Below are 12,741 nucleotides of genomic sequence, written 5' to 3'. Positions count from 1 at the left end.
TGCCCGGCCAAGAACAAAGCGCCAGCAATGGGGTAAGCCGACAGCAAGGGGAACCGGAGCTTAGGCCGATGATGATCAGGAAGTCGGAGCACCGCATAAGAGCGATGACGTCGGGGAACAGCAGGCACCTGGACCCGGCCGAGCAAAGGCGGAGCGAATGTGATTTTCGAGGCTGACGTCAAGTCCTTCTTTGACAAGGTTCATCGCCGAACTATGTTGGAGATGCAAGCCTCTACATTTCATTCGCTCAATGTAATATTAAAACTTTGGGTTTGCGGACATAATGCTTGGCCAAGCCCATTCACCCTCTCGCATGATTACAACCCATGAACGGGAAAAATTCCTTCGCTCACAATTCTCCCGCTATCACCGACCGGGTGGTATTCAATTCCGCCTTGTTTGTACGTCACCTATGCATGCATTCTAATTTTTACCGAAAGGTTGTAAGCCCATAGGCGACGAATCCGCATACTAAAATCCCAATACACAGATAGGCGATCATCCTCTTCGGGCTAAGTCCTCCGCGATGATCCATGCCACCATGGCCGTGACCTCCATGGTGTTGACGGGATTCCCTATGACGTCGCCGCAAGGCAACCATAACTACGACGATGGCAGCGGAGGCCAGATTCATCCAGAAAGTGTAGTCTATCTTGAATTGGGAGATTTGAGACACGGCTTTTCGGCCTTCCGGCACGATGCCGATGAGGGCGAAGGTGCCGTTCAGCGTCAATGCGGTAATGACGATGCTTACATACATGACGCCTGCGATATACAGGGCCATTCTCCAGCCGTAGTATTCCGCGTTAACCTGTACCAAGGGGGGGACCATGAGGTCCGAGTAGATGAAGCCCATGATTCCGGCAAAGAGCACTCCGTTGGTGTTGAGTACCGTTGCCAGGGGAATGTTGCCCATGGAACCAATGAAGGTAGCAGCTGCCACGAAAGGAGCTACTGCAGCGTTTTCCAGAACGATCAGCCAGGATGGCAGGCTATCCCCAAAGTCGGCCAGGAAAATTGTTGCCCAGAATGTGGCCGGCACCAGCACAGCCATGAACCCGGCAACCGTGAAACCGATGAGAATTTCCTCCCACACCATGGCCCAATCGTCACCGAATTTTTTGCCAACCAGATTCCATCCTTCGGTGGACCTGATGCGTTGGCGCCAGTCAAAGTCCTCTTCTTCAGATTTTCCATGTTTTGCCTTGTCACGGGCTTCTTGTATCCAGGATTTCGGATAAGTAAGGTGCATTAAAATACCGCTGACAGCGATCAAGATCAGCCCTCCTCCCACCTCGGCCACCAAATACTGCCAACCTATAAAAATCAGGATCAGCACTCCCAGTTCGATGACCAGGTTGGTCGAAGCGAACATAAAGGCCACCGCTACGATAAAGTGGGCTCCTTTTTGCACCAGAGCTCGGGCTGCGGCTAGCGCAGCGAAGGAACATGACGAGGAGGCAGCGCCGAAAACGGTGGCCAGCGAGACGCTCTTGAATCCGGGTTTCCCCATGTACTGCGTCAATCGGCTTTTCGGAATAAAGGCTTGGATCATCGCGCTGATAGAATACCCGAACACGAACGCCCAACCGGATTTCCAGAAAAATCCTGCTGCGGTTTTTGCGGCTTCTCCGTAGAGTTTAAAAAAATGTGAGATGTCCACGCAACTGTTTCCTCAGGCTTGCCTTACGATATGTTGTATCTTGCCTCCGAGGGGCTCCTCTATTATCCATAGATAGCAAGAATTGATCCGAATTCCTTTGCGGTCTATTATCAGTAGATTGAGCGCATCAATCCCGTATCCTTGTCGACCTGAACCTTGTCCACTAAGGAATCCTCCTGGGTGAGGACCTCGACGACAAAGAATTGTTCATCATCCTCGATGCCGCCCGTTTTCAGATTTGGATTTCGACTTATGTCGATCATTTTCTGCACGGCCTGTTTGGCTTCTTCTTTATTCAGCGGTTTTTCGTAGCGGCGATAGTCGCGTTCATAGCCGGGTCCCATCATCCCCGGTCCCATACCACGATAGTCGTAATAGCCGGGTCCCATCATTCCTGGTCCCATACCGTGACGACCGTAATGGCCACGCCCCATCATACCATATCCTTCGTACCCAGGGCCCATCCTGCCGGGACCCATAGGGTAGTTTCTACGTCCTCGGAGCTCGCTACCACAGTAAGGACAGTAGCTCCATCCGCCACTTTGGGCATTGCCAGAATCAGAGTTCCACGTGCCTTGTTGTTTCATGCCGTAGCCTTGTTGGGCTTCGCCCGGTGATACAAGGACAAATCCTGAAAGACAGAAAATCATTACCAAAACGAATAATGCTTTATAGGGTTTCATCTTATACTCCTTTTCTTTGATTTGTTACTTGCTAAAGAATATTCCCTTGAGCTCAGAGAGGCTATAGGGTGCCTGCCTTATTTATTGATGGCCCTGGACCCATTATTTTGACGACCAGCGTAAAGGGATAAGCCCTGCATCATCGGGTTGAGGTTGGGAGACATCAAGCCACCCGCGCAAAAGGATGAGGAAGATTGCAAAAAAAATCATCTGGTGTTAAACGCTCATGGTCCTTCGAGCCGCCACGGAGCATGAAAATTCGCTAGTTACCTACTAAATTGTTAAATGCCTGATGAGGCCAATCCTGATTGTAAAACCAAAACTAATTGGTAAGCTCGTTTCTGAACTGCCTGCCATTGTCACTCCACCGAGGCCTTTTCCCAGATGGATATCAATGCAACCGTATTTAGTTCAAAATGGTTTTCCCTATCACCATATCTGACTCGTTTATAAATTGAAAGTTTACTCTCTGTAGACTGTATCTTTCATAAGTTTTCTGTTCATTGAAAAAACTCATTGATTGATCCCAATTAGGTTTTTGGTGTTGATTCAACCCAACGAACAATACTGTATGAAAGTGGCTCATCTTTAATGATATCCCACCCGGCATTGTTAATGTTCTCTAAGGTACGACGGTTAATATTCGCTCCCATCATACGAACTACAAACGGATTCATTATATCGAATAGATACCCTGCTAAAGCATTCTGGGGTCGTACATGCTCAAGCAGTAAAAGACGGCCGCCCGGCTTACAGACTCTCCGGATCTCTTTGAGACCCATTACAGGGTCAGGTACCGAACAAAAGACAAAGCTGCCAAATACTGTATCGAAGCTATTGTCTGGAAATTTTAAATGTTGGACATCCATCAGATGGAAGTTGACATGAATATCTAGATTGAGTGCAGTCTTTTTGGCATAAGTTAACATACGCGGACTGAAATCAATTGCCGTGACATCCACGTCCATCGGATAATAAGGCAGGTTTTTGCCCGTGCCTACGCCCACTTCAAGCGCTCTATGCCCGGCTATCGCTGTTTTTAATCGATTACGCCAGTTCCGAAACCGCAGCCATTCCATTGGTGCTTCTAAGGAATTGTAGAAAAAAGCGATACGATTATACTGCTTTCTGATTTGATCTGTTTTGCTTTTTATCAATTTCATTTTAAATAGATTCCTTTTGAGCGTCATCACTCCATGTCAAACCACTTTCTCCGTATGACTGCCCTTCATCCATTTGGGAAGCATGTAGCTTTCACGGTTTCATTTGAGATCAATATCAGTTATTGTGCCTGGCTTGAGAATTGAGTAAAGTGCATCAAGGCAGATTGAAGCACACGTATCTGCTGTGTGCTATTGAATGGTTCTCCCAAAGGATGTCCAAAAGGCAAATTCAAATAAATGGTGCGGACCGGTGATATGGCCCATGAAACTGTAATGGTGTTCTGCAATACTGCCAATAACTTTCGCGGCCGCCATTTCTCTTACCCGTGTAACCGGAAAAACAATGTTCAGGTCTTTGTCGGCATCTCGGTGATCATAATAATCGTGGGTTATCAGAAAATTCTCTTCTATAGTTTTCGAGTCAATTATACGAAATGTTGGATCACTGGGTTGGATCACTGGCAGGATCATCCATGTCGAAGGGCTTTTGGAATCGGTGGTGTATTCCGGCTGTCGTAACCAGTGCAATTTTGGACGTTGATAAGGATTTAGTTATAGGTGCCCATGGTACATCTGTAAATTCAAGCGGCGTGTAAGACGAGATAAGATGCTTCGATAAGGCCGGTAAGAAGAACGACAATCTGCTCATGTATTTATTTTTATGTCGCCTAAATGTCTTCATATCAATTCCTATCAAATAAAATATTGAATTTCATTTGTTGTGGCTATGCCTTTTTTAGAAGCAAACAATATGCCACTTTGAAGCACCTCTTGCTTTGGTTAGGTCAAATACGTTCATCCATGAAATAGGTTAGGTCCTGTCAAAATAAAAACAATGAGTTATACCGATTCCATTCTAAACCTGCGTGGAATACACCTCGCCGCTTTTGCCAACGGTCATTTACGAAACATGGTGACCGATCGGTCAAAAAAAGAAGCCGTATAAATATTACCCAATCATTGCTTTTTAAGCTTATCAGCAAAATGCATTCGCATTTGACAAGGAAAAAATTTGCTATAAATATTACCTGCAATATCAGAGAGATAAAATACACTTGATTGAAATGATGAAAAGCGATGGCACGGCATTTGCTCAACTCTTTAGCAAAGATAAGTCGCTTCATCATGATTTGAAAACAATGAAGCCAATTCAGGGGGGATAATACTTCTCAAGGACAGACAAATAGAAACATTACTCATTTCGGGAGGCAATAGATGAAGAGATTAGGAATTATCATGTCAAGGTTGTTTGTGGTTTCATTGTTGGCACTTGGTGCGTCTGCTCAAGAACAGAGCCCGGCGACACGACGATGTTATACAGCATGATGGGAGGTAGCGGCGGTGGTATGGGCGGCGGCCGTGGCGGTATGATGGGTGGTGGCGGCTGGTTCAATCGCCCAAATAACAACTACGACAGATATGGCAATATGCCGGGCCCTTACGGCCAATATGGAAACAACCCGGAACCCTATGGACAGTATCGACAGTCCGATAGAGAAGAAATCGATATCCTGAAACAAAAATAATTGAAAAGCGCAGAGAGCTTTCCAGGCTCTATCAATCTCAAAATGCTGGTGCAGACATGATGAATGAAAAGATTGATGAACTCAATAGATTGGAGCAACGGCTCGATGAAAAACTATACGGCAGACGGTAAAAGATGAAGGGATATAATGAAATGAACCATAAAACTTCAACCCTTATCAGCATCGGCGTCTCAGCTGTCCTAGTTGCCCTGGGCGTGTGGTTTCTTTACAGGCATAATATCGGATTCTGGCCTGAAAACGAGCGTTGGTTGATGGGGCACCATGGTTTTATAGGAGGCGGCATGGGAATTATTATGATTATCTTTTGGGTTCTTATTATCGGCGCGTTTGCGCTGATCATATCGGGCGGTGTCAATGGTATCCGCTCTGCAAGACAAGGTGGTGAAGACAGACCTGATCCACTGGAAATACTCAAGCAGCGCTATGCACGAGGTGAAATTGACAGGACCGAGTACGAAGAAAAACGACGTATTCTGTCAAGCTGAGAGATTTTATCCAAGCAACTTGGAGGTGTAAGATGACAACTCTATCTCAAAACGATCGATATATCGATCCGGTGTGCCACATGAAAGTGGACAAGAAGAGCACGGTGCCGCCTTTTGATTTTGAGGGTGACACCTACTACTTTTGCGCCGAAGGATGCCGGCAGGCTTTTATGGCTGCCCCAGGTAAGTATTTGGGTGTTAAACCTGCCAAGAAAAAGGGGGTTTGGGGGCGATACCTGAACCGACTTAACAAAGCAACCGGCGGCAAACCGCCTTCTTGCTGCCATTAATACATACGGATAAACTTACTCGGCATCAAGCCGGTAAGAGGAATTGACGATGGCAGGCCGGCAGAATAAGATAACCCCTGTGAATTCAAAGGATCAATTTTTATCGGTCGATCGACAGCTCAAAGCCTGGCGAAGGGCTGATCGAAAAATGAAATGGGGAATTCCATACATGGAATGGCAACGAATTCCCGAGCCTCCTGAACTGACTGAAGTTGATCTATCCGAGGGATTTGAAGGTGTGTTGCTTTCCTACGGCTTCGGAGACGACGACGCTGGTAATGCCGATGCCGTGCTTTCCGGAAAATTGGCTTGGGATTTTGCCAAAAAGCGCATTTTTCTTGAAACCTGGCAGTGCCGGTACATAGACTTTAACAAAAGCGATCATTTCCGTTTGCGGCCCGGCGCTCCGCCACGCCCCAAAGGTTTCTATTTTTCAAAGCTCAACACGGGCGCAGCACACCAATCATCAACGGTTTCGAAGCTGATGAAAAAAATAAGAGGAGACACCGGCTGCGGCCCAGAGTGCGTACAGTTTTTAACCATCACCCATCCTCATTTCGCAAAGATGATGAACAAACGTAAAATACCGTTCATGGCCTTTGCAGATTACGATGTCGCGCCATACGGGTTCAATGATTTCTTTGATGCGATGCAGATGTTCTGCAGCAACGACACGCTGGGGCTCGGCATCGGAAACGTAGACAGAAATTATCCTCTCTTCGGCATTCCTGTAATTCGATTTTAACCTATCTTTTTAACTTTCTTTCAAAAAACTGCATAGACCTTTACGCATTTCGTATAAAAGACTGAGGAAAGTCAACTTAGCTTTAGTGCTGTTCCCCTGGAGGGTAAAAATGATACGCATAGGAATAAGATGCCATTTATCGTATAAAATTTATACATATCCCCGTCCGGTTGCCTTTATACCAGAAGCATTGCATGATGCATATTTTTTATAAAGCAAATAATTACAATAGGTAAAATGTGTTGATGGACTACTGGCACAGTAATTGCTGATTTTTAAAAGTGATATGTCAATTCAAAATTAAATGAAAGGAGAACATCATGGCAAAACAAACATTTAGCATTTCGAACATATCATGTGGTCATTGTGTGGCCACCATTCAGAATGAACTTCAGGAACTCGATGGGGTGGTAAAAGTCGATGCGGATTCTCAAAGCAAGACGGCTACGGTTGAATGGGATGCGCCGGCCACCGAATCGCAAATAAAGAGCAAGCTCTCAGAAATTGGTTATCCGACGTCTACTTAGAAAAGCACCTGAGCGAACTGCAGCCCAAGACCGCCTTCATTATCTAATTTCTGAAAAATTTAAACCCCGTCAGGATGCTGCAAAATATCAACACCAGGACAATGGACAGGGGGTGGTGAAACATGCCGGAAAATATAGGAATAGTCATAAAAACAGAACCGAATGAGTATGCACAGGTTTTACTGGATCGCAAAAACGCCTGCGGCGGATGTGAGTCAAGCGGCACTGAATGCCACAGTTGTCTGGCAGGTGCCAAAAAAATACAAAGCCGCGCGGTCAATAGGGTAGGTGCCAAGGTCGGCGATGTGGTTAAACTTCAGTTGTCCTTCGGTATCCTGTCAGCCGGTGCCGCCATTTTATACCTGCTTCCTATAGTTGCCATGCTTTGCGGCGCTTTTGCCGGACACTGGCTTGCTGAATGGTCGAACATGGCTGAGGTGACGGCTTCGATCCTCGGTGCTGTTTGCGGACTGGTCTTCGGCTTCGTCATTGTGATCTTTATCGACCGCAGTCCGGGAATGCGAAATAAAATCACGCCGACCATCACCGAAATCGTTACACCCGATATTCGTATGACGGGTGTGAATAAGGCATCTTGCTGCAGTTATTAACAACGTGTTGGATTCAAAGAAAGTAGGAAAACCAAATTCCATGTCATAGATCAGGGAGTTTTTTTCCATATCAACACCGTCGAGAACAAAGGCAGATATTATGTGGCTAAAATCGTTAGACATGACGGGTCTGCCATTCAGAGATTGCTGCTTGACAAGCAGACAGGCAGTGTACAGATGGCCGGCAGATAATCTCAGGATAGCGACAGGAATTGGAAACAATGAGAATAAAAATTCGCATACCATACAGCCGGCTGCTGCTGATGCTTTTTCTGGCCAGTGTGCTGCCAAATAAGGGCTGGGCGGAAACAGTGACCTACGAACTGACGATCGCTTGGGAGAAAGTGACAATTGAAGGAATCTCAGCTGATGGCATGACCATCAACGGAGGCATCCCTGGTCCGACTCTGCGCTTTAGGGAGGGAGATCTGGCACGTATTGTTGTGCGTAATCGTATGCAGGTGGCAACATCCATACACTGGCACGGCGTACTTGTGCCTCCCAATATGGATGGCGTGCCCTATATCAGTTTTCCACCCATTGAGCCGGGAACCACGTTTAAGTATGAGTTTCCCATTCGCCAGAGCGGCACCTATTGGTACCACTCCCATTCGAGTCTGCAAGAGCAGCGCGGCGTATATGGCTCCATTGTGATTGAACCGCGACATCCGAAACAGCGCGCGGACAGCGATCATGTGGTCCTGCTGTCCGACTGGACCACCGAGGATCCACATGCTGTCTTACACACCCTTAAGCGTGGTAGCGAGTGGTATGCCATTGAAAAGGGAAGCGGTCAGAGCATTCTGGGCGCAGCCCGTGTCGGTTTATTGGGCGACTATTTCACACGCGAACTGCAGCGTATGCCGCCCATGGACATTGCCGATGTGGCTTACAACTATTTTCTGGCCAATGGTCAGCCCGAAACTGAGATTAATGCTGCGGGTGGAGAAACAGTTCGCCTGCGAATCATCAACGGCTCGGCTACTACGTATTTTCATATCGAATATGCCGGGGGGCCTATGTCCATTATTTCTGCCGACGGATTGGACGTCGAACCGTTGGAGTTACAACGCCTTTTAATTGGTGTGGCCGAAACGTACGATGTGCTGATAACCATCCCGCATAACGGGGCATATGAGCTGAGGGCCACATCCCATGATGCCTCCGGGTACGCTTCCGTCTGGCTGGGCAGCGGTAAAAAGTTTGTCGCACCCGACATGCCCTACCCCAATTTGTACCAAAGCATGCACCACGGCAGTGAAACCAGTATATGGGCGCTCACACCCGCGGGCACCATGGGTATGTCGGACCGCCTGGTGGAATCCGGTCAATTTGACCAACCCGGTATGATGGGCATGAAGGGCATGTCGATGACCGACGAACCTATGACGATGACGGGGCACCATGACTCGGTGGAAACAGGCATGCAAGGCATGTCCATGGGCGCTGAACACGGCGCAGGTCATGCAACCGATACTGCATCGGAATCCGACGGAATGCACACAGATAAAATGGCTGTTCATTCCGGTCATCCGCAGAGCGATTCGGATATGACTAAAACATCTGTCATGGAAGGCATGGAAAAAAGCGAATCTGGTGGCCACGCCATGCAGGAAGGGACCATCCCGAACCGCAAAGGCAAAAAATATGGTAGATATTTTCGCTTATTGACCTCGGATGTGTCATCCAGGAAGGCGCTGGCAGCAGAGGGCATGGGGCCGGAACGCCCCTGGCCGCCCTATGGCAGGCTGCGTGCCCTGCAGCCAACGGTTTTTGATCCCGGTAGGCCGGTTCGCGAGATTCGATTGACTTTGGACGGGGACATGGAGCGCTACGTCTGGTTCATAAACAACAAGGCCCTTTCCGAAAGCGATATTATTCGTATCAAAGCCGGGGAAGTGGTCCGGTTCATCATGATCAACCGCACCATGATGCACCATCCCATGCATCTGCACGGTCATTTTTTCAGGGTCATCAACGGGCAGGGGAATCATGCGCCACTCAAACACACGGTGGATGTGGCCCCCATGTCGACCACAGTGATCGAGTTCGCAGCCGATGAATTCGGTGACTGGTTTTTTCACTGCCACCTGCTCTATCACATGAAGAGCGGCATGGCGCGGTTCATCCATTATGACGGTTACCAACCGGACGCTGCTGTGGCCGCTGTCCAGTCGAATCTTTTTAAGGAATCCTGGTATGCCTGGGGGCAAGCCGATATTCTCAGCAACATGACCGAAGGCGCGCTGACCCTGTCGGACACGCGCAACATATTTCAGGCGCAGTGGGAGACCGGATGGCAGCATGTCGACGGCACCGAATGGGAAGGTCTCCTAACCTATGATCGTTATGTAAACCGTTTCAGCCGCCTGTTTGTGGGCGCTGATTTCATGGGATATGAAGATAAAACTGAGGAAACGCGGGGGGTGCTCGGTGTACGTTACCTGTTGCCTTTGAATGTCGAATCCATGCTTTGGGTGGATTCCGATGGGGGCGCACGAGTGGCACTCGACAAGGAATTCACTTTGACGCCACGGTTATCTCTAATCGGCGAAGTACAATATGACACCCATGATCAGTGGGAGGGCAAGACCGGCATGTCCTATTTGCTGACAAAAAACGTCTCCCTGCTGGGCCAGTGGCACTCGGAATACGGCTGGGGTGGTGGCCTGCAGGTACGGTTTTAGATAGTACATGAAAATGCGGTCATGATTCTCGAGACCGCGGCTTGAGCCACATTTCCCACAAGGCTCGCAACGACACATAGCCGAACACCAGCCCGAAAAGACCACCGCCGGGTAGAGGTGCGGCCAGAAAAATACGGAAGACACGAATCCTTTGAACCATATGGCCGCAATATCGATTAACATGCCGACAAAAGGCAGCACGATCAAGCAGGCACGAAATGTGGCGCCGGCATCCAGCAGCAGGCTGATACCACTCATGAAGACGAAAATCATACCGATCCCCAAAAGAATGCTGCTTGCCAATACTTTGGCCGGCAGGGACATGTGGTCTAATCTTGTCAGCCCCGGCTGTTTTTTTCATTGATAAACTTTCCCATAATGTCCCCCCCTTTAGTCACCTGTAGAATTCGAGCCGGAATACTCTCCGGTCTGGTCAAAGAAAAAATAAACGCGACTGGGGTTTCCTCCGGTTGTTTCAAATTGAACCACAATTTTGTTTGAATACGTAATCCCTATTTTTATATTCAATTTGCTTACCACATAGTGGTGTGCGTTATGCTACGTTCAACATGTTAAATTATAAAGCCAACTCATGGCCACTGGGCGAGATTGAATAAGAAATCCAATTCACCTTTTTAATACATTACCACCAAGCAATTCGGGTAATAATTATACCTTTGTTTAAGTTAACATCTTTGAATCGGATAAAAAATATACGCTATCAGGTATTTTGGTTTTGTCCTAATTTATGAAAAGACGTGTTAAATATTTAAATTAGAAATAATTACAAAGAGATGTATGGTTTGGGCATGAAAAATACTCTATATGGCATGCCGTTTGCTCATGTATCACTACAAAACGATGAACGTGTAACAATAAACCCAAACAACTAAAGGAGGAATTTGACATGCGTACATTAAGAAACATTATACTCACGATTGCAGTGATCGCGGCAGCAGGTATCGGCATCAACGCCTTTGCCCATGGTGGCATGGGCTGGGGCGGGGGTATGATGGGTTATGGCGGCGGAATGATGGGTGGGTACTACGGCGGCTGGGGTCACCATGGCCCGGGCTGGCATCATGGCTATGGTTATGACAATGACAGAAATAACCGGTGGACCGATGAAGATTACCGTAAGTTCGATCAGCAGCGCGAAGCCTTTTTCAAGGAAACCCAGGACATCCGAAGCAGGCTCTATGATAAAGAAGAAGAACTGCAGGCCGAACTGAATAAGGAGAACCCGGATGCCGCCAAGGCGTCAAGCATCCAAAAAGAAATATCCGAGTTGCAGTCTCAACTGGATCAAAAACGCATTCATTTTATGGTAGAGATGAGAAAACAGAATCCAGATGTCGGCCGAGGATTTATGGGCGGCGGGCCCATGATGGGGTACGGATATTCCAGAGGCGAACACTGCTGGTAATAAGTCGAACCCTGAATAGATACTGAATCACGGAAAGGGGGAGTCCTTTCGGGCAGCCCAACCCGTGTCTGGCGATACCGTGCCACAGTCAACCAGGGCGATTCGAACAAAGTTGTCGACATTCCGGAAAGCTATCTCGGGCCGATCATCAACGTACGCCAGGGAGAGAACATTCGCATTCGATTTAAAAACAACATACCTGAAAAATCCATCATTCACTGGTACGGCCTTCACGTGCCGGCTATTATGGACGGGCATCCGCGTTATGCCGTTTCCCAAGGACAGTCTTTTCTCTACGAGTTCACGGTAACCAACCGGGCCGGGACTTATTGGTATCACCCCCACTCCCATGGTCGAACCGGGCCTCAGGTCCATGGCGGACTCGCCGGACTTTTTCTCGTCTCTGACGAAGAAGAGCTGTCAGCAGGGTTGCCGGAAAACGAATTTGATGTTCCCTTATTGATTCAGGACCGTACTTTTGATGTGGACAATCAATTCGTTTACATGTCGAGGAACAGGATGGCCCGCATGACCGGATTTCTGAAGGACACAGTCTTGTTGATGCCGGGCGAAAGCATAAGAATACTGACCGATTTCAGTGATTATTCAGGTTTGTTTTTATACCATTGCCACAATCTGGAGCACGAAGATATGGGGATGATGCGAAACTATTTTGCGAGAAAAAATTAATTTTGTTAACTCTCGGCAATGCCAATAGAATGCGTATCTAAAAGAACGACAATACTGATCGAGTCAGCGTTATGGTAAGGAGGGCATATGAGTTATTATTTTAACGCAGTAATTGAGGGAAACTTTGAAAATGTTGTGCAAAAGACGACCGAGGCTCTCAAAAAAGAAGGTTTTGGCATCCTGACGGACATCGATGTGACGGCCACTTTAAAGAAGAAACTGGA

At 47.7% G+C, this 12,741-nt stretch carries 14 protein-coding genes; 9 read left to right on the top strand and 5 right to left on the bottom strand.

The features are described from left to right. Positions 1-430: 430 nt before the first annotated feature. The 4 genes from LJE94_16385 to LJE94_16370 form a co-directional block, all read right to left on the bottom strand. Positions 431-1,663, bottom strand: coding sequence for a permease (locus LJE94_16385; GenBank protein ID MCG6911681.1), 1,233 nt, complete (start codon positions 1,661-1,663; stop codon positions 431-433). Between the two features lie 110 nt (positions 1,664-1,773). Next, on the bottom strand, positions 1,774-2,346 hold the full coding sequence (locus LJE94_16380; protein ID MCG6911680.1) for a hypothetical protein: 573 nt from the start codon (positions 2,344-2,346) through the stop codon (positions 1,774-1,776). A 530-nt stretch (positions 2,347-2,876) separates the two neighbouring features. Next, on the bottom strand, positions 2,877-3,500 hold the full coding sequence (locus LJE94_16375; protein MCG6911679.1) for a class I SAM-dependent methyltransferase: 624 nt from the start codon (positions 3,498-3,500) through the stop codon (positions 2,877-2,879). A gap of 198 nt (positions 3,501-3,698) precedes the next feature. Further along, complete coding sequence (locus tag LJE94_16370) at positions 3,699-3,980, bottom strand: hypothetical protein (GenBank protein MCG6911678.1); 282 nt, start codon at positions 3,978-3,980, stop codon at positions 3,699-3,701. A gap of 839 nt (positions 3,981-4,819) precedes the next feature. On the opposite strand from LJE94_16370, the gene LJE94_16365 reads away from it, so the two are divergent. The 7 genes from LJE94_16365 (at position 4,820) to LJE94_16335 (ending at position 10,401) form a co-directional block, all read left to right on the top strand. Further along, positions 4,820-5,035 carry a hypothetical protein gene (locus tag LJE94_16365; GenBank protein MCG6911677.1) on the top strand — a complete coding sequence of 72 codons (216 nt, stop codon included), beginning with the start codon at positions 4,820-4,822 and terminating at the stop codon, positions 5,033-5,035. Between the two features lie 134 nt (positions 5,036-5,169). Further along, positions 5,170-5,541, top strand: a complete 372-nt coding sequence (locus LJE94_16360) for an SHOCT domain-containing protein (protein MCG6911676.1) — start codon at positions 5,170-5,172, stop codon at positions 5,539-5,541. Positions 5,542-5,573: 32 nt separating this feature from the next. After that, positions 5,574-5,831, top strand: a complete 258-nt coding sequence (locus LJE94_16355) for a YHS domain-containing protein (GenBank protein MCG6911675.1) — start codon at positions 5,574-5,576, stop codon at positions 5,829-5,831. 49 nt (positions 5,832-5,880) lie between these two features. Then, a complete protein-coding gene (locus tag LJE94_16350; protein ID MCG6911674.1) occupies positions 5,881-6,576 on the top strand; it encodes a hypothetical protein in 696 nt (231 codons plus the stop codon). A 320-nt stretch (positions 6,577-6,896) separates the two neighbouring features. Beyond that, on the top strand, positions 6,897-7,103 hold the full coding sequence (locus tag LJE94_16345) for a cation transporter (GenBank protein ID MCG6911673.1): 207 nt from the start codon (positions 6,897-6,899) through the stop codon (positions 7,101-7,103). A 122-nt stretch (positions 7,104-7,225) separates the two neighbouring features. Next, positions 7,226-7,714: a SoxR reducing system RseC family protein gene (locus LJE94_16340; protein ID MCG6911672.1), complete on the top strand. Its 489-nt coding sequence runs from the start codon at positions 7,226-7,228 to the stop codon at positions 7,712-7,714. A 221-nt stretch (positions 7,715-7,935) separates the two neighbouring features. Next, complete coding sequence (locus tag LJE94_16335) at positions 7,936-10,401, top strand: multicopper oxidase domain-containing protein (protein ID MCG6911671.1); 2,466 nt, start codon at positions 7,936-7,938, stop codon at positions 10,399-10,401. 19 nt (positions 10,402-10,420) lie between these two features. Here the strand turns inward: LJE94_16335 and LJE94_16330 are convergent, their stop codons facing one another. Further along, positions 10,421-10,762, bottom strand: coding sequence for a hypothetical protein (locus LJE94_16330; GenBank protein ID MCG6911670.1), 342 nt, complete (start codon positions 10,760-10,762; stop codon positions 10,421-10,423). A 546-nt stretch (positions 10,763-11,308) separates the two neighbouring features. Here LJE94_16330 and LJE94_16325 point away from each other — a divergent pair. Together LJE94_16325 and LJE94_16320 are read left to right on the top strand one after the other, a co-directional pair. Then, positions 11,309-11,827, top strand: a complete 519-nt coding sequence (locus LJE94_16325; GenBank protein ID MCG6911669.1) for a periplasmic heavy metal sensor — start codon at positions 11,309-11,311, stop codon at positions 11,825-11,827. 15 nt (positions 11,828-11,842) lie between these two features. Continuing rightward, complete coding sequence (locus LJE94_16320; GenBank protein MCG6911668.1) at positions 11,843-12,517, top strand: multicopper oxidase domain-containing protein; 675 nt, start codon at positions 11,843-11,845, stop codon at positions 12,515-12,517. Positions 12,518-12,741: the final 224 nt, after the last annotated feature.

This window comes from Deltaproteobacteria bacterium, from assembly GCA_022340465.1.
Lineage (GTDB): Bacteria > Desulfobacterota > Desulfobacteria > Desulfobacterales > B30-G6 > JAJDNW01.
This window is presented reverse-complemented; position numbering and strand designations above follow the sequence as displayed.

Coding starts and splice junctions, on each gene's coding strand:
- LJE94_16380 (MCG6911680.1), bottom strand. CDS start 2,346: ATGAAACCCTATAAAGCATTATTCGTTTTGGTAATGATTTTCTGTCTT.
- LJE94_16370 (MCG6911678.1), bottom strand. CDS start 3,980: ATGATCCTGCCAGTGATCCAACCCAGTGATCCAACATTTCGTATAATT.
- LJE94_16365 (MCG6911677.1), top strand. CDS start 4,820: ATGTTATACAGCATGATGGGAGGTAGCGGCGGTGGTATGGGCGGCGGC.
- LJE94_16360 (MCG6911676.1), top strand. CDS start 5,170: ATGAAGGGATATAATGAAATGAACCATAAAACTTCAACCCTTATCAGC.
- LJE94_16355 (MCG6911675.1), top strand. CDS start 5,574: ATGACAACTCTATCTCAAAACGATCGATATATCGATCCGGTGTGCCAC.
- LJE94_16350 (MCG6911674.1), top strand. CDS start 5,881: ATGGCAGGCCGGCAGAATAAGATAACCCCTGTGAATTCAAAGGATCAA.
- LJE94_16345 (MCG6911673.1), top strand. CDS start 6,897: ATGGCAAAACAAACATTTAGCATTTCGAACATATCATGTGGTCATTGT.
- LJE94_16340 (MCG6911672.1), top strand. CDS start 7,226: ATGCCGGAAAATATAGGAATAGTCATAAAAACAGAACCGAATGAGTAT.
- LJE94_16335 (MCG6911671.1), top strand. CDS start 7,936: ATGAGAATAAAAATTCGCATACCATACAGCCGGCTGCTGCTGATGCTT.
- LJE94_16330 (MCG6911670.1), bottom strand. CDS start 10,762: ATGAAAAAAACAGCCGGGGCTGACAAGATTAGACCACATGTCCCTGCC.
- LJE94_16325 (MCG6911669.1), top strand. CDS start 11,309: ATGCGTACATTAAGAAACATTATACTCACGATTGCAGTGATCGCGGCA.